This is a genomic window from Bacillus sp. FSL R7-0166, from assembly GCF_038008935.1.
Lineage (GTDB): Bacteria > Bacillota > Bacilli > Bacillales > Bacillaceae > Bacillus > Bacillus altitudinis.
The window spans coordinates 2,703,105-2,719,324 of sequence record NZ_JBBPAC010000001.1; the positions used below are offsets into that span (position 1 = coordinate 2,703,105).

Annotated in this window: 23 protein-coding genes; 12 read left to right on the forward strand and 11 right to left on the reverse strand. The window is 41.0% G+C overall.

Annotated features, from left to right (window positions below; genetic code table 11):
* The first annotated feature begins 34 nt into the window (after positions 1-34).
* From NST01_RS13900 to NST01_RS13910, 3 genes are read left to right on the forward strand one after another with little or no spacing between them, the layout of a single operon-like run.
* Positions 35-1,036: an ABC transporter substrate-binding protein gene (locus tag NST01_RS13900; RefSeq protein ID WP_024719321.1), complete on the forward strand. Its 1,002-nt coding sequence runs from the start codon at positions 35-37 to the stop codon at positions 1,034-1,036.
* A gap of 15 nt (positions 1,037-1,051) precedes the next feature.
* A complete protein-coding gene (locus NST01_RS13905; protein ID WP_007501922.1) occupies positions 1,052-1,822 on the forward strand; it encodes an ABC transporter ATP-binding protein in 771 nt (256 codons plus the stop codon).
* Positions 1,823-1,856: 34 nt separating this feature from the next.
* A complete protein-coding gene (locus NST01_RS13910; protein WP_370529235.1) occupies positions 1,857-2,603 on the forward strand; it encodes an ABC transporter permease in 747 nt (248 codons plus the stop codon).
* Positions 2,604-2,633: 30 nt separating this feature from the next.
* On the opposite strand, the gene ytkD is transcribed toward NST01_RS13910, so the two are convergent.
* Entirely contained in the window at positions 2,634-3,110 is a 477-nt protein-coding gene (ytkD, locus tag NST01_RS13915; RefSeq protein ID WP_008342951.1) for an RNA deprotection pyrophosphohydrolase, read from the reverse strand.
* Positions 3,111-3,356: 246 nt separating this feature from the next.
* Here ytkD and NST01_RS13920 point away from each other — a divergent pair, with 246 nt between their 5' ends.
* On the forward strand, positions 3,357-4,010 hold the full coding sequence (locus NST01_RS13920; protein WP_249669754.1) for a TerD family protein: 654 nt from the start codon (positions 3,357-3,359) through the stop codon (positions 4,008-4,010).
* Positions 4,011-4,032: 22 nt separating this feature from the next.
* The gene (locus tag NST01_RS13925; RefSeq protein WP_008342947.1) at positions 4,033-4,815 is read left to right on the forward strand and encodes an AIM24 family protein; all 783 of its coding nucleotides are present in this window, start codon (positions 4,033-4,035) and stop codon (positions 4,813-4,815) included.
* 205 nt (positions 4,816-5,020) lie between these two features.
* Here the strand turns inward: NST01_RS13925 and NST01_RS13930 are convergent, their stop codons facing one another.
* The 4 genes from NST01_RS13930 to NST01_RS13945 all read right to left on the reverse strand — a co-directional run bounded on the left by NST01_RS13930 (position 5,021) and on the right by NST01_RS13945 (position 6,688).
* On the reverse strand, positions 5,021-5,329 hold the full coding sequence (locus tag NST01_RS13930; RefSeq protein WP_017358369.1) for a hypothetical protein: 309 nt from the start codon (positions 5,327-5,329) through the stop codon (positions 5,021-5,023).
* Positions 5,330-5,372: 43 nt separating this feature from the next.
* Complete coding sequence (locus NST01_RS13935) at positions 5,373-5,777, reverse strand: phage holin family protein (RefSeq protein WP_008342944.1); 405 nt, start codon at positions 5,775-5,777, stop codon at positions 5,373-5,375.
* Between the two features lie 157 nt (positions 5,778-5,934).
* Positions 5,935-6,126, reverse strand: coding sequence for a hypothetical protein (locus tag NST01_RS13940; RefSeq protein WP_008342942.1), 192 nt, complete (start codon positions 6,124-6,126; stop codon positions 5,935-5,937).
* A gap of 124 nt (positions 6,127-6,250) precedes the next feature.
* Positions 6,251-6,688: a Dps family protein gene (locus tag NST01_RS13945; RefSeq protein ID WP_007501934.1), complete on the reverse strand. Its 438-nt coding sequence runs from the start codon at positions 6,686-6,688 to the stop codon at positions 6,251-6,253.
* Between the two features lie 131 nt (positions 6,689-6,819).
* Between NST01_RS13945 and ytzI the strand changes: the two genes are divergently transcribed.
* On the forward strand, positions 6,820-6,966 hold the full coding sequence (gene ytzI, locus NST01_RS13950; protein ID WP_017358370.1) for a YtzI protein: 147 nt from the start codon (positions 6,820-6,822) through the stop codon (positions 6,964-6,966).
* A gap of 8 nt (positions 6,967-6,974) precedes the next feature.
* Here the strand turns inward: ytzI and NST01_RS13955 are convergent, their stop codons facing one another.
* Both NST01_RS13955 and NST01_RS13960 read right to left on the reverse strand, forming a co-directional pair.
* Positions 6,975-7,412, reverse strand: coding sequence for a FixH family protein (locus NST01_RS13955; protein ID WP_017367907.1), 438 nt, complete (start codon positions 7,410-7,412; stop codon positions 6,975-6,977).
* Between the two features lie 123 nt (positions 7,413-7,535).
* Entirely contained in the window at positions 7,536-8,009 is a 474-nt protein-coding gene (locus NST01_RS13960; RefSeq protein WP_008342935.1) for an S-ribosylhomocysteine lyase, read from the reverse strand.
* A gap of 128 nt (positions 8,010-8,137) precedes the next feature.
* Between NST01_RS13960 and yidD the strand changes: the two genes are divergently transcribed.
* Positions 8,138-8,362, forward strand: a complete 225-nt coding sequence (yidD, locus tag NST01_RS13965) for a membrane protein insertion efficiency factor YidD (protein ID WP_008342933.1) — start codon at positions 8,138-8,140, stop codon at positions 8,360-8,362.
* A gap of 1 nt (position 8,363) precedes the next feature.
* Here the strand turns inward: yidD and NST01_RS13970 are convergent, their stop codons facing one another.
* On the reverse strand, positions 8,364-8,930 hold the full coding sequence (locus NST01_RS13970) for a beta-class carbonic anhydrase (RefSeq protein WP_017367908.1): 567 nt from the start codon (positions 8,928-8,930) through the stop codon (positions 8,364-8,366).
* A gap of 213 nt (positions 8,931-9,143) precedes the next feature.
* Here NST01_RS13970 and NST01_RS13975 point away from each other — a divergent pair, with 213 nt between their 5' ends.
* Entirely contained in the window at positions 9,144-10,136 is a 993-nt protein-coding gene (locus tag NST01_RS13975) for a metal ABC transporter solute-binding protein, Zn/Mn family (RefSeq protein ID WP_008342929.1), read from the forward strand.
* A 77-nt stretch (positions 10,137-10,213) separates the two neighbouring features.
* Here NST01_RS13975 and NST01_RS13980 read toward each other — a convergent pair whose 3' ends face one another.
* Positions 10,214-10,456, reverse strand: coding sequence for a type B 50S ribosomal protein L31 (locus NST01_RS13980; RefSeq protein ID WP_017358374.1), 243 nt, complete (start codon positions 10,454-10,456; stop codon positions 10,214-10,216).
* Between the two features lie 175 nt (positions 10,457-10,631).
* On the opposite strand from NST01_RS13980, the gene NST01_RS13985 reads away from it, so the two are divergent.
* The 4 genes from NST01_RS13985 (at position 10,632) to NST01_RS14000 (ending at position 13,476) form a co-directional block, all read left to right on the forward strand.
* Entirely contained in the window at positions 10,632-11,963 is a 1,332-nt protein-coding gene (locus NST01_RS13985; protein ID WP_035391038.1) for a cytochrome ubiquinol oxidase subunit I, read from the forward strand.
* 22 nt (positions 11,964-11,985) lie between these two features.
* Positions 11,986-13,032 (forward strand): cytochrome d ubiquinol oxidase subunit II, encoded by a 1,047-nt coding sequence (locus tag NST01_RS13990; protein ID WP_169476099.1) that lies wholly within the window; start codon positions 11,986-11,988, stop codon positions 13,030-13,032.
* Between the two features lie 68 nt (positions 13,033-13,100).
* Positions 13,101-13,259, forward strand: a complete 159-nt coding sequence (locus NST01_RS13995; RefSeq protein ID WP_008342921.1) for a DUF1540 domain-containing protein — start codon at positions 13,101-13,103, stop codon at positions 13,257-13,259.
* Between the two features lie 25 nt (positions 13,260-13,284).
* Positions 13,285-13,476 (forward strand): hypothetical protein, encoded by a 192-nt coding sequence (locus tag NST01_RS14000; RefSeq protein WP_249669757.1) that lies wholly within the window; start codon positions 13,285-13,287, stop codon positions 13,474-13,476.
* A gap of 105 nt (positions 13,477-13,581) precedes the next feature.
* On the opposite strand, the gene menC is transcribed toward NST01_RS14000, so the two are convergent.
* Both menC and NST01_RS14010 read right to left on the reverse strand, forming a co-directional pair.
* Positions 13,582-14,706, reverse strand: a complete 1,125-nt coding sequence (gene menC / locus NST01_RS14005; RefSeq protein ID WP_008342917.1) for an o-succinylbenzoate synthase — start codon at positions 14,704-14,706, stop codon at positions 13,582-13,584.
* Positions 14,693-16,153 carry an o-succinylbenzoate--CoA ligase gene (locus NST01_RS14010; RefSeq protein ID WP_249669767.1) on the reverse strand — a complete coding sequence of 487 codons (1,461 nt, stop codon included), beginning with the start codon at positions 16,151-16,153 and terminating at the stop codon, positions 14,693-14,695. Before NST01_RS14010 ends, menC begins: the two co-directional genes overlap by 14 nt.
* Positions 16,154-16,220 lie beyond the last annotated feature (67 nt).

Genomic DNA, 16,220 nt, shown 5'->3' on the forward strand with positions numbered 1-16,220 from the left:
ATTAGTGATCTAGAACAAAGGAGGCGAATTACTCTTGAATCGTTCCATTAAAGTCAGACTGGCATTCATATTCGTTGTCCTGCTCTTTATTCCATTTGTCGCCTGTAAAAAAGACCAAGAGCAGACCGTACAAGTAGCCGAGGTGACCCATTCGGTCTTTTATGCACCGCTTTATGTCGCCCTATCCGAAGGATTTTTCAAAGATGAAGGCTTAGAGGTTGAATTAAAAACCACTTGGGGCGGCGATAAAACAATGACAGCTCTCTTATCCGGCGGCGCTGATATCGCTCTGACCGGATCTGAATCTTCTATTTATGTGGAAGCACAAGACACGAAAGACTCTGTCATGAACTTTGCACAGCTGACACAAACAGACGGTACATTTCTTGTTTCAAGGGAAAAAATCAATCAATTCTCTTGGGATCAATTGAAAGGAAAGGACTTTCTCGGACAACGGAAAGGCGGCATGCCGCAAATGGTCGGTGAATATGTCCTGAAAAAAGAAGGCATTGATTTGAAACAGGATCTTCGCATGATTCAAAATATTGATTTTGCCAACATTTCAGGTGCTTTTTCCTCTGGAACTGGCGATTTTGTGCAGTTATTCGAACCGACAGCTTCCTTAATTGAAAAAGAAGGCAAAGGGTACATTACCGCCTCCTTTGGTGAGGCTTCCGGCAAGGTGCCTTATACCACCTTTATGGCAAAGAAGAGTTACTTAGAGGAAAACAAAGAGACAGCTGAAGCCTTTACTCGTGCCATTTACAAAGCGCAAAAATGGGTCAAAGCAAAGAGCCCAGAGGAGATTGCCAAGACAATCCAATCTCAATTTCCTGATACAGACCTTGATGTCTTATCAACAGCTATCAAACGCTACAAACAGCAGAACTCCTATGCAACAGATCCCCTTCTAAATGAAGAGGAATGGAACAAATTACAGGAAATCATGAAAGCAAGTGGTGAACTGCCGGAATTTATCCCGTACAAACAACTTGTCGATTCATCCATTGCCAAGAAGGTCACAGATCACAAATAGAACAGGAGGTAGCACATGTCTTTCCTTCAAATTGACCATGTGACCCACACGTACTTCTCTTTAAAAGAAAAAACCACGGCCATCAAGCACATCAATATGGAGATCACTCAAGGTGAATTCATCTCATTTATTGGTCCCAGCGGCTGCGGGAAAACAACCTTGCTGTCCATCATCGCAGGCATTACGCCACCCTCTGAAGGTCGAATTTTAATCGAAGGAAAAGAACCGAATCAACAGGAGCATCAAATCGGTTATATGCTCCAGCAAGATTATTTGTTCCCATGGAAAACGATCAAGGAAAATGTCATTCTCGGATTAAAAATTGCAAAACAAGATTCACATGAAGCCACCTCAGCTGCCCTTAGCTTACTGCCAAAGCTTGGACTCAATGATGTCGAAGAAAAATACCCGAAGGAGCTGTCAGGCGGGATGAGGCAGCGTGCGGCTCTCGCCCGAACGCTTGCAGTTGATCCCGGCCTACTTCTGCTTGATGAGCCATTTTCAGCACTAGATTACCAGACGAAACTGACATTAGAAGACCTCGTCTTTCACACATTAAAAAACTATCAAAAAACGGCTGTTCTTGTCACGCATGACATCGGCGAAGCCATTGCGATGAGTGATCGCATTTTCTTATTCTCAAAGCATCCCGGCTCTATCCAGCGAATGTTTACGGTTCCAGATGATCTGAGGACGCTCTCTCCTTTTGAAGCGAGACAGACAGCAAGTTTCCAAGAGCTCTTTCAAACGATTTGGAAGGAGCTGAAGACAGTTGAAACACAGTGACCTTTTACATGAAGCCTATCGAAAAAAAGTTCGAATGGAAAAACGCATGACGCGAGTCTACCAGTTGATCATTTTCGCCAGTTTCTTTTCGCTTTGGGAGCTTGCGAGCCATTTCAGACTGATTGACCCGCTCATTTTCAGTTCACCATCTGCCGTCTGCCAATTGTTTGTACAAAAATTATCAGATGGTTCATTAATCAATCATATGAGCATTACACTATTTGAAACAGTGCTCGGCTTTCTACTTGGTACTTTTTGCGGCATTTTATTAGCCGCCGCCTTATGGTGGTCCACCCGTCTTGCAAATGTTCTAGATCCTTATTTGGTTATTTTAAATGCGATGCCGAAAGTCGCTCTCGCCCCCATTTTAATTGTTGCCCTTGGACCAGGCATGATCAGCATTGTCGCGATGGGTGCCATTATCAGTGTGATCATTACCACCATCGTCATTTATACAGCCTTTCAAGAAGTCGATGAGAATTATTTAAAAGTCATGAAAACCTTTGGCGCAAAAAAAAGAACGGTCTTCCGTGAGGTCATTTTGCCAGCAAGTATTCCAACGATGATCTCTGCCATTAAGGTCAATGTTGGTCTTTCTTGGGTTGGGGTCATTGTGGGAGAATTCCTTGTTTCCTCAAAAGGACTCGGCTATATGATCATCTATGGCTTTCAAGTCTTCAACTTTACACTCGTGTTCTTAAGTCTTTTCATTATCGCCGTCTTCGCCACCATCATGTATCAGCTTGTTGAATGGCTGGAGCGCCGTTTTCTGCAAAAATAAAAAGCGCAGGGTCATTTCCCTGCGCTTTTTTTAACGAATCAAACCGTTCTTTTCTAAATAAGCAAGACTTTGTCTCAAGACATCATCTTTCATAATAAAACTGAAATTTTTATTTTTTGCGATGGATCTTGGTAAGTCTGCGAAAAGAACGGGTCCTTTCGTTTCAAAATACGTGTCCTGCTTGACGAGCCTTTCAATATCAGCGAAATAAATATTTTTGACAATGACTTTCTCTCTGCCAAGCACCTGATATTGACCAATATACGTTAATTCACGAACAACAGCACCCGTCTCTTCGTGAATCTCTCGTATAGCGGCTTGATCTGCTTCTTCATTTGGCTCTACTTTCCCTCCTGGAAACTCGTAGCCTCGATCCTCATGTTCAGTAAGTAGCCATTTTCCTTGATAGCGGCAAATAGCCCAAACATGCTTAGGATGACTTGAAAAAGGCTGCTCTTCAAAAGAGAGCTTGACCGTATTATGATAATAGTCTTTAAATACATGCATGTGAAATCCCTCATATCCTGTCCTTGCTTCTTGTAAAACATCATACCACAGATCACATTTCTCTGAAGAATTTTTATGAAAAGTGAAACAAACGAGTGCTTCTATCTCGTCTGTATGTAAAATAAGTATTCTTGCTAAAACCTTTTTATCATCTCCATCCTCATCCCATTTTAATCATGAAACCTTTTGCCCATGACAACGTAAATCAATAAGTGTTTGTCCTACACAGACGAGGAGGAAACCACCATGAGCATCACAAATGGATCAAAACAAGAAAATAACAAAGCATGGCCAATGAGGCAACATGAGAAAGAAGACGCTTCTCTTGAGGCAGTGAAGAAACACCTCATGAAAGGACAAAAGTTAGATTTAACAAAAGACAATCCAGATGTAGATCAAATTCAAATCGGACTTGGCTGGGACTTATCTGGTCAGCCAATTGATTTAGATACGCAAGTGTTTCTCTTAAATGAAGAGGACAAGCTTCTGTCTCCAAAACACCTCATCTATTATCATCAGCAGCAAAGCTTAGATGGAGCTGTTCGCCATCTAGGTGATCATCAGGTCGGCGGAGGCTATCGGGATAATGAGATCATCATTATGCAGCTGAGCAGAGTCTCACCCGATATTCAGAAAATCGTCGTAACAGCCACGATACATGATGCACACGAGCGGGCACATCATTTTGGACAGGTGAACAATGCCTACTTGCGCCTTTCCGATCAAATCACACAACAGGAGATTTGTACCTTTCAGTTAACAGAAGATTATTCATTTTGTACATCCATCATTTGTGCTGAACTAACGAGAGTTGAGAACGAATGGAAAATTACCGCAACAGGACAAGGTACGACCCTTGATTTAAACGACCTATGCCGCATCTACGGATTCACATCTTGACAAAGGAAAGGAGCTGGCACAAATGGGATTTCATTTCAACACGATCGAAGAACTGACTTTACAAGCAGAAGGCAACGGGATCTTTTTTGCCAAAAAAGGCGCTATGATTGCCGATCAAGGTACATTTCAATACCGTAAACGATTACTTGGGACGAATAAAGGAAATATGGTCAGCCAAGTATTTAATCATATTAGCAGAAAATTAACAGGTGAAAACCTTGAGATGATGGAAGTGAGTGGACAAGGCACTTGCTACTTGGCTGATTCTAGCGAGCATGTGACCGTCATCAATCTTGAGCCGAACGGTCCTTGGCAACATGTTAGCGTGGAAAGTGAAGATTTACTTGCCTTTACTGAAGAATGTCACTATGGCGTGACACCAGTAGGCGTTGGGATTTTATCACAGAAAGGGCTGTTTACTTCAAAGCTCTCGTATCAAGGTCACGGGGCGCAGGTTGCCATCAAAACAAATGGAAACCCGCTGATTTTAAAAGCACCTTGCCGTGTAGATCCTGACGCCATTGTCGCTTGGACGGGCAAAGCACCGAAAGTCAAATTAGATGTGAACTGGAAAACGTTCATTGGACAAACATCAGGCGAATCCTACTTGTTTGAATTTCATGAACAGGACCAAATTGTGATTATCCAGCCATCTGAACGAACATCTGGAATGCGGGTCGGGATAGATGATAACCGGTACAAACCCCAGAGTCAGAGTACCTCACACGAAATCACCAACTCACAGCAGGAAAATAGAGGCGGAATCAGTGATCTGATCGGCGGAATCTTACAGCCTCGAAAATAAAAGCATGTAGAATGTCTCTACATGCTTTCAGATCGTTGACAAAAGGCTAAAATGAACTTTCTTTTAGCCTTTTGTCTTCTTTTCAGCGTGATAGAAAACCTTTGCAGTCTAGGAAAAACGAGTACTAGCGTGGAGCGAATTTCACATTCGTGAGCACTAGCACGCAGGACTGACAAAGAATGCGAGGGTTTGTCTACATGCTTTTTCAATTCATCAGTCCATTGGTCTCAATAAAGTTCTTTGTCTCTTCGTTACCGAGATCATGAATCATCGAGTAAATTTCTTTTCTTTTCCTATCCATTTCGTCGTTTGGACTATCATAATGATATTCAAGAAATGGAACATGCGCCCGAAAGAAACCTTTCCAATCTGTCATATACTGTTCATCAAAATACTCTCTTAACTGCAAGATTTGGTCATCATCTGCTTCTATCTGAAATTGCCAAGCAGCCGCGTCTCTGTGCTGTGAGATTGATCCGTCTTGAACGGATACATAGTATGTGTGTGTCGCCATCTGATTCATCCTTTTTCCTTTAGTATGACCAGATATGAAGAAATTACGGCTTTTTGCGCAATTTATTTTTAATCATGTCTAACACATCAATAAACAACTGTGGAATAGGAATTCCGAGAGCTCTGGCTGTTGAGACAATCTGGTACGATTCATAAATAATATAAAAGATGAGCGCTAAATCCTTAATTGTCCCCCCAGTCTTCAGCATGACATCGAAGAAATGTGCCATGGATATTAAAGAGATCGTCACAACCTTTCGAACAAGCCGGGTCAAAAAACGCTTCATCGTAAGTTGTCCAGTCACAGATTCTCTTAGGCTTGAACAAATTAATTCTATAGCCATGAGAGTCACTAATATCATGAGTAAATATCCTGCTCCACCAAACAGAAAGCCCATTGCCGACAAACTGACTGTAAACAACGAAAAGATGCCTAAATCCTTGCTCACTTGGCATCAACATCCTTTCATAGTGGAACTTCTTACCTCAATAGTATATGCCGCATTTGATGAATAGCTTGGACGACAAAAAATAAAGGCATGGTCAGCTGTTCAAAAAATTCGTGAAGTGCATAAAAAGAGCCGCCTGTGACGGCGGCTTTCTTGGTTAAACTCTGACATCAATAAACGTAGCGTCTGAATCTTTGGGCTGAACAGCTTGAGGCTGCTGCTGCACTTGATCGAGCATCACCATAGCTTGGGCTGTGTTCGTGGCAAGCTGTGAATTCAATAAACTGATATTAAGTGTTTTTTGAATACTCGCCACTTGCTGGCTCATCATTCCTGCAATTGAGGACATCTTCTCCCCTCCCTTCCCTTTTCTCTTCGGCTGAAAGCCCCATCAATTCAATGGGCTGTCTGTCACAAATCCACAAAAAAAGAATGCCGATCTGTTTGATGATCGACATTCCTTTCACATTCGCTTATCCTAAGTATGCTTTTAGCATCCAGTTGTGTTTTTCAATGGATTGATGAATCGCAAGCAGCATATCACCTGTTGTTTCATCGCCAACTTCTGCAGCCAGCTCCATGCCTCGCTTAAGTTCTTCTGCAATATTAGAGAAATCATCATACAGATTTTTCACCATTTGCTCGGCTGATTCATTGCCTTCCGCTTCTTGAATGCTAGAAATTTCTAAGCACTCTTTCATTGTCGCAACAGGTTGTCCATTTAATGCGAGCATACGCTCAGCCAAATCATCGATATAAGTGGCTGTTTCTGTATATAATTCCTCGAATTTTTCATGGAGTGTAAAGAAATCTTTTCCCTTTACATACCAGTGATAGTTATGTAATTTTACGTAAAGCACAGTCCAATCTGCTACTTGTTTATTGACGACGTTTAATAATTTTTCAGACATGTTGATTCCTCCTTATGTAGTTGCGTTTAGTATGGGATTACCCTTTTTTTATTATACTGAAACCTGCCATCATTTTCTTCTATTTTGACCGCATGAAATATATGTTAATATGGAAATAAGGAGGGAGTTAGATGCTGTTACTTGGGATTATCAGCTTTATCATTATCTCAATCGTTGTCTTTTTATCACTGTGGACGACATCAAAGGCTTATGATTACAAGCATAAAGTCGATTCACCACAGGATGCTGAACCAAACCAACGTCCTAACCCAAAATAAAACCGCTTTCAATGATGTGAGGTATCTTCTTCTTCAGTAGATGAACTCTCTTTTTTCACATCACCTACATGGATGTTTGTCTTCGGCATATTATGCTGCTGTTTAGCTGTCACATGGACTTGTATGATATAAAGGCCATCTTGTTTGAAAGCTGTATGCAATTCATATACACCTTTCTCCTTTTTCTTTGGCTGGATCATCTTGCTGTTATCCTTGTCGCCATCTTTCCACACTTCAAATTCAACATCATCTGCATCATCAACAGGCGTATCACCATATGTGACAGCTGCTTTTACGATAACGTTTTCATTTTTCTCCACTTGCTCCGGCCCTGTTAGTTTGACTTCTAATAGCTCAGGCACTTCTCCCTTGTCATTGCTCGCTGCCGAGTTTCCACATGCACTAAGTAATACGAGCATCAAAATGATTCCTACCATTTTCCGCATTCGTGTATCCCCCTTTTTTTACTGACATGTCCATTTTAACAAATATCCCCTATTTTAACAGCTCTCGTTTCATTTCATATAAAAAACCGGACATTCAATATGTCCGGTTCATCATCTTACTGATTATCCAAATACTTTTAATAGCTCTTCTTGATCCTGAGACAGCCAGAAACGCATTAAACGTTTTGCTCCTTCAAGATCATGAAGCTTCGCTTGACCGCACTGCTCTTCATTTGCAGCAGGAATTTCTGTTACTTCCACTGCATCTTTGAATGTTGCATCAAGCAGTTCAACGATCTCTCTTGGTGTCGGTGCACCGCTGACAACTAAATAGTAGCCAGTCTGGCAACCCATTGGAGAAATATCAATGATATCAAAATGATCGTATTTCTCTGAGTGTGTTCTAATATTAAACGCAAGTAAATGCTCTAATGTATGAATCGTATCAGGTTTCATTGCCTGCTTGTTCGGCTGACAAAAACGGATATCAAATTTGTTCACTTCCCCATCTGATCCCACTTTATGAACGCCGCAATGACGAACGTAAGGTGCTTTTACAGCATTATGGTCAAGTTCAAAGCTTTCAACTGAAGGCATTAATCACCACTCCTATAATTGCAATTTCCTATATTATAACATATTGCTCCGACCAGTTTAGTTTATAAAACTTCCCTTCCTTGTCCTTTTTTCTTATACTGTGAAAAGACAGACAAGGAGGAACCTTTATGAAACAAATTTTTATCGGCATCATTCGCTTTTATCAAAAATGCATTTCCCCTCTAACACCGCCGAGCTGCAGGTTTTACCCCACTTGCTCAAACTACGGACTAGAGGCGATCAAAACGCATGGCGCTTTAAAAGGCGGATGGCTCACGATTAAGCGAATTTTAAAATGTCACCCGCTGCATCCTGGAGGCATGGATCCGGTCCCGCCTAAAAAGGAAAAATAACTTACTTTTCTTCATAACCATTGACAACTAAGTCAAGCTTACCTGTTCCAGGATCAATGACAAGACCATGTACAGGCACATTAGATGGAAGAAGCGGATGATTTTTAACGACAGATACACTGTCTTTCACACTTTCTTCAACTGAGCTAAAGCTTTTGAGCCACTGTTTAAAATCGATTCCTGAGTATTCCAGTACTTCAATTCGTTTTTCTGGAATACCACGCTCAATGGCTTTATTTAAGAGTGTTTCGCTGTCTATTTTACTCATACCACAATCGTGATGCCCAATGACGTACACCTCGTCAGCATTCAATTCATAAACAGCCACTAAAATGCTTCGCATAATACTACCAAATGGGTGAGAAACAAGAGCGCCAGCACTTTTGACAATTTTAATATCGCCATTTTTCATGTTCATGGCGCGCGGAAGCAGTTCAACAAGTCTTGTATCCATACATGATAGAATGACAGCTTTTTTCTGTGGAAACTTCGTTGTTGTAAACTCTTCATATCGCTTCTCTTCAATAAATTGTTGGTTATATTCGATGATTTCGTCTAAAAGTTTCATAAGTTTGTCCATTCCTTTTTCTTTTTTTAAAAATAAATATAGCACAATGTTTTAAATTTCGTCACGTTTTGACGTCTATTTTTTTAGAGGAAACATCTTCTGATGAAAATTTTTTATTTTCCTCTTTTCAAATCGTAATTATTACGATACAATAACTCAGGACATTAAATCGTAATCATTTCTATCTAATAGGTTGAGAGGAGACATTCTTAGATGAAAAAAATCTTTTTTATTTTAACAGCTGCTTTATTAGCGGTCGGTCTTGCCGCTTGCTCAAGCAGTGCGGGGACAAATGCTTCAAAAGGAAAAGCAGACGGGAAATTAACCATTTACACGACGATCTTCCCGATTCAAAATTTCACTGAAAAAATTGGCGGCTCTCACGTGAACGCTCAAAGTGTGTACCCTGCCAATGCAGATGCACACAGCTTTGAACCAAGTTCAAAAACGATGGTTGAAATGGCTGAAGGAGATGCCTTTATTTACAGCGGAACAGGTGCTGAAGCATTTGCTGATAAAACGGCTTCTACGTTAAAAGACCAAGGCGTGAAAACAGTGAAAGCAGCCGAAGGCATCAAGCTATTATCAACACAAGAAGAACATGCTCATGAAGAAGGTGAGGACCATGATCACGATCATGAAGGTGAAGATCATGACCATGATGGACACGACCACGGAGATAAAGATCCCCATGCATGGCTAGACCCTGTTTATGCACAGCAAATGGCAAAAAACATTAAAGACACACTCGTTTCACTAGATCCAGATCATAAAGACGAATACACAAAAAACTATGAATCACTAAAAAAAGAATTACAATCGTTAGATCAGGAATTCAAAACAACGTTATCTAAAGCAAAACATAAAGAAATTCTCGTTTCTCACGCAGCATACGGCTACTGGGAAAAACGCTATGGCATTGAGCAAATCAGTGTACTAGGACTCTCTGCTTCTGAAGAGCCTTCCCAAAAACAGCTTGAAAATATCGTACAACAGGCAGAAAAGCATCACATCAAGTATGTCATTTTTGAAAATAACGTCAGCAGTAAAGTATCAGATACGATTCGCAGTGAAATTGGGGCAAAGAGCCTTACACTGAAAAATCTAGAATCCATTACAGAAGATGATGCTAAAAATGGCGAAAGCTATGTCAGCTTAATGAAACAAAATTTAAACACATTAAAAACAGCTTTAAATGTTGAATGAATTCATGAACCCCGTGCGATCAGCCGGGGTTTTTTACTGCACAAAAAAACACACCATGATCAGGTGTGTTTCTTTGTCTACATTTGGTATTTTTTCTTAAACTGCTCCGCTCTGCCGCCTTTTTCTCCGAATTTCTGGCGTCCTGTATAAAATGGATGCGTATCAGAGCTTGTCTCTACTTTAATGACAGGATAAGTCTTCCCATCTTCCCACTCTACGGTCTCATGTGATGTCTTTGTTGATCTACTTAAGAAGCGGTAACCGCTGTTAACGTCCATAAATACAACTTCATGTGAGGTTGGATGAATATCTCTTTTCAATGTCAAAACTCCCTTCATCATTAAAACGTAACGATTACGTTTTATAATTATATTCTACTCCCTCTTTTACAACTTGTCAAAAAACAGGCTTTCTTAGTCAGGAAGAATAATCTAAAAATGGTGGAGAATAATAAACACCATCAAAAGAGATGCGATAAGAAAGGCGGAGAAAAAATTGACTGATCTCGTTTTAGCTAGAAGTCTGTTCGGCACAACAATGGGCTTCCATATTATTTATGCCTCGCTTGGCGTAGGCATCCCGCTAATGATTTTGTTAGCTGAACTCATCTTTCAAAAAACGAAGGACCCGCATTATGCCATCATGGCCAAACGATGGACAAAAGCGCAGGCTGTTCTGTTAGGTGTTGCCATTCCAACCGGTACCATTGCTGGTACGCAGCTTGCCCTTCTATGGCCTGGTTTTATGGAGGTCATCGGAAAAGTCATGTCACTGCCATTTCAAATAGAAATTTATGCTTTCTTTATTGAAGCATTATTTATGTCTATTTATGTGTACGCAGCAGATCGTTTATCACCAGCCATGCGCATCATTACCGTTATTTTCGTTGTCATTGGTGCAGCAGCTTCAGCGATTCTCATTACAAACGTACATGCTTTTGAAGGAACACCCGCTGGCTTTCAAATGGTCAATGGAGAAATAACGAATATCGAACCTTGGAAGGCCTTTTTTAATCCAAGTTTTGTTGTCACTGCTACACATGTAGTACTGTCTGCTTTTACAACAGGCGCTTTTGTCATTGCTTCTGTCGCTGCATTTAAAATGTTGAAAACAAGAAAAAACGAAAAGCTCTATACCTTTCATCGAAAAGCCCTTTTTCTTGGACTGATTGTTGGTGGACTTTTCTCTTTTCTCACAGCCTTAAACGGTCACGAATCAGCTCAGCTTCTGTATGAATATCAGCCTGAAAAATTAGCGGGTGCTGAAGGTTTATTTGAAACGCAATCACATGCGCCTCTGGCCATTGGCGGTTTTACTGATGCCAATACGCAAGAAATCAAAGGAGCAATCGAAATCCCTTGGGCGCTTAGTTTTCTTGCAGGAAATAGCTTTGATACTGTGGTTAAAGGGTTAAATGATTTTCCTAGAGACGAGTGGCCGCCTTTATTTATTCACACATTATTTAACGGAATGGTCATTATCGGCTCATTGCTCATTTTCTTTGCTGTGTTAGCACTGTTTTACCGCAAAATTTTAAAACGCGAACATTATCCAAAATGGCTGCTTGTCCTTTATTTATTTGGCGGGCCTCTTAGTCTCTTGGCGATTGAATTTGGCTGGATCTTTGCCTGTACTGGCCGTCAGCCATGGGTGATTTATCGAATGCTCAAAACCTCTGAAGTCGTCACATCATCAGGATCTATCGGTACACTTTTCATCCTTTTTGCCATTGTCTATCTCATTTTAGGCATCGCAACTGTGATTGTACTGACGTACTACTTTAGAAAACATTCAATTGAAGAAGACTTACGGTTAACAGAATCTTAAAAAGGGAGCGATCTTGATGCAAATGGATGTAACAACTGATGCACTCATTGCAATCACCATCTTATGGGGATTCGTGTTTATCTATGCAGTGATGGCATCAATGGATTTCGGTGCAGGATTTTGGTCAATGATTTACATGAATAAAGAGCAGACAAAGGCCGCAAATATCGCAAATAAGTATCTTTCTCCAACTTGGGAAGTAACAAACGTCTTCATTGTGGCCATCGTCGTTGCCTTGTTTAGCCTGTTTCCAGGTGCAACATTTGTGCTAGGCACTGTTCTATTAATACCCGGCAGCATTATTTTGTTGCTTCTTGCACTGCGAAGCGGATTTCTCGTCTTCTCTCATTCACTGCCTAAAAAATATAGAAAAGCCGTTACATATATTTCAGGAATTAGCGGCTTTATTATTCCGTCCATTCTCATCATGGTTCTCCCCATTACACATGGTGGATTCATCTTTCAGGAGAATAATGTCTACTCATTAGATTTAGGATTGGTCTTTACAAGCGCAAATGTCTATTCTTTCGTAGGTTTTGCGATTTTCAGTACCCTTTTCCTCTCATCTTTGCTTTTAGCTGATTTTTCTAATGTTGCAAACGAAGATGAGGCTTATAACATTTATAGAAGAGGAGCACTGATTACAGGTCCGCTTTCTCTCATGATGGCTTTCTTTATCATGCTCACACTGAGAAGTGAGGCCAATTGGCTGTTCACTAAAATGATGCAGAACATCCCGATCCTGCTTGTTTCTCTACTCATGTTTTTGCTTGCAGGTTTGGCTCTATTTTTACCAAACAGTCGCTTTAAACATCGGAAAGGGAGACCACGTTTAGCGGTTATCGCCATTACAATTCAATATTTCTTAGCAAGCTATGTGTATGGACATGCGCATTTGCCCTATATGGCTTATCCTGATATTACCATTATGTCTGGATTTACAGATCCCGTCACATTTAGGGCATTATTTATTACGTATATTGTAGGGTTTATCATCCTATTCCCTGGGTTCTACTTCTTCTGGAAATTGTTTATGAAAGATAAGCGTTATATTCGTCAGGAAGATTAACATGAATGAACGACCCGTGCTTCGGTTACATTATAGATGAAAGACATACTCAAAAGGAGGTCATCTGTATGAGTCAAAAAATCCTTTGTGAAGTAAACAACTGTTCCTACTGGAATACTGGAAATCGTTGTGGTGCAGATGCAATTTATGTCGTCAGCCATACAGGAAATACGGCTGAGAAAAGTGAAGAAACTGACTGTAAAACGTTTAAACCTCAAGACCTTTAAGTCTCATTAAAGGAGGCGCTTCGCTTTGAAAAACGATCGGCTTGCTCAAACGTTTCTTGAAGAAATTCAGGACGCGGACGAGGCTGCATTTTATCAAGCAGCTCACTCCTTTTTAAATCTTTGGGATTATGAATACGGACATGTTTCCGACATGCCCAATGACATGCATCAGTATGTTGGCCAGCTTGCTTACGACAGCGGGCTTGTAGAAGAGTAAGAAAGAGCGGATGACCGCTCTTTCTTTTTGTTCAGACAGGAAGGAAAAACTTTCCTTAACTATACAGTGGTTCTATGGATGGTGCAAATGGCGATTCATTCGTTTTCATTTCACAAAATCATGTTTTGTAAACACATCAATTTTATCTGAGAAAGAACGAAGCGCTTGATAATCAACTTCTACGCCCATACCTGGAGAACGAGGCACCTCAATAAACCCATTTTCAACTTTGATTTCAGGAAAAATGATATCCTGCTCCCAATATTTCGACGATGCTGAAATATCCCCAGGAATCGTAAATTGCGGAAGTGATGCAAGTGCCACGTTTTGCGCGCGAGAAATGCCTGTTTCAATCATTCCACCGCACCATAACGGAATCTGCTGCTCCTTGCAGAACGCATGAATCTTAAGTGCTTCAGTCAGCCCTCCAACTCGCGAAGGCTTCACATTAATAATCTGACAGCTTCCAAGTTCTACAGCTTTTCTCGCATCATCTAAAGAACAAATACTTTCATCCAAACAGATTGGTGTTTTTAAATGCTTTTGCAAATGCCGATGATCGACAATGTCATCTGCAGCTAAAGGTTGTTCAATCATTAATAAACGAATATCGTCGAGCTGCTTCAGTTTGCTAATATCCTTTAATTCATAAGCAGAGTTTGCATCCGCCATTAACGGAAGGTGAGGGAAAGACTCTCTTATCTTTTGTAGAAGTCCAATATCTTGTCCCGGCTTAATTTTCACTTTCACACGCTGATAGCCTTGATCAACAAACTGCTCGATTTGCTGAATCATATCATCTATTGGTCCTAACCCCGCAACGACACCAGATGGAATTCTATCTCTAGTACCGCCTAAGACGTCACGCAAGGACTTATTTTCTCGCTTCGCATAAATATCCCACACAGCTGCCTCAATTCCCGCTTTGGCCATTCTATTGCCTTTAAAATGGTACAAGCTGTCTGGTATGTCCGAAGGATGTGTAAAAGATCGGGTCAGCACGTTCGGGATAAAGAAAGCCCTGAGCATGTGATAGCAGGTCTCGATGGTTTCTTCTGTATACCACGGAGAAGAGAAGGCAGATACCTCTCCCCATCCAGTTAATCCTGTTTGATCTTTGACCTCGACAATAATAAACTCACGCTCTGAAATGGTCCCAAGGCTCGTTGTAAACGGCTGCTTGAGTTTCATCGTGACATGATATAAGATCACACGTTCAATTTGAATCATCTAAAAACCCCTTTGATTTGAGTCTGTGCCTCTGCAATTTATTCGACGCATTCCTTGGCAGCTCATCCACAAAGTGAAAAGCGGCGGGCCATTTATACTTGGCTAATTGCGACTGACACAAAGCATAGAGCTCATTCTCCGGAATCTGCTCATCTGTCACAAGGAAGGCAGTAGGTACCTCTCCCCATTTTTTATCATACATACCCGTCACTCCGGCTTCCTTTACATTTGGATGTGTTAAAAGAACTGCTTCAATTTCTGCTGGATAAATATTTTCTCCACCAGAAATAATTAAGTCTGACCGGCGATCAAGCACAAATAAGAATCCGTCCTCATCTACATAGCCAATATCACCCGTTTTCAGCCAGCCCTGCTCAAATGCAGCAGCTGTTGCCTCTTGACGATAAAGGTAGCCTTTCATGACATTTGCACCTTTTACCATGATTTCACCATGCTCAAAAGGACGACACGGACGGTCCTCATCTTGAATCTTTAATTCACACCCAAAAAGGGGTTTTCCCGCTGATCCAAGCTTTTCCACACTAAATTCTGGCGCAAGTGTCACAATTTGCGAGCAGGTCTCTGTCATACCGTACGATTGAAACACAGGAAATCCTTTCTCCTTACTCTCTTGAAGCATCGCATAAGGCGCAGGACCTCCGCCTAACAGCAGGCAACGCAAAGATGACGGACACTCTTCAAGTCCACTTAATAAACGGGACAGCATGGTTTGAACAACTGACAACATCGTCACTCGATGCTGTTCAATAGCATTCTTGACTTCATCGACATCAAACTTTTGATGAAGCACGACAGTCATACCGTATATGACAGATTTAAATATAGCGGATAAACCGCTTATATGAAAAAGAGGCAAGGCAATGAGCCAGCGGTCGTCCTCCCTGATCCCTAAGTTCAATGCCGAGGAAACAGCACTATGAAAATGATTGCCAAACGTTTGCTCCACCCCTTTAGGGCGTCCTGTCGTTCCAGATGTATACATAATAGTCGCCGTCTCATTTAAATCAATATCATGTACGACCTTCTTTTCCATATCATGATCTGCATCAGGTAAAGTCTCTATTGTATAAACAGGTAAATCACCATGATGCTCATTTTCATATGCAGGCTCTGTTAATAAAGCCATGACTTTCGCATCTTCCAGCTGAAAACGTCTCTCTGCTTTTGTTAACTTATTGTTCAATAACACAATCTTGAAGCCTAATAAAAAACAAGCGTGAACAAGCATGACCATGTGAGGATGATTGTTCATTAAAATCGCAACCGTATCCCCTTTTTTAAAAGATGCACGTGTCAGTCGATTTGCAAGTTGGTCTACATCTTTCGCTAAATCACGAAATGTCCACTCATTGTCTTGATAAATGAGTGCGACCCGGTCTGGCGTTAAATACGCACGGTGCAACAGCCAATTCGGTTGCTTCATCATGACACCTCCTTTTCATAAAAGAAAACAGCTCAGTCTGATGCACTAAGCTGTTTTCATCCATATCATT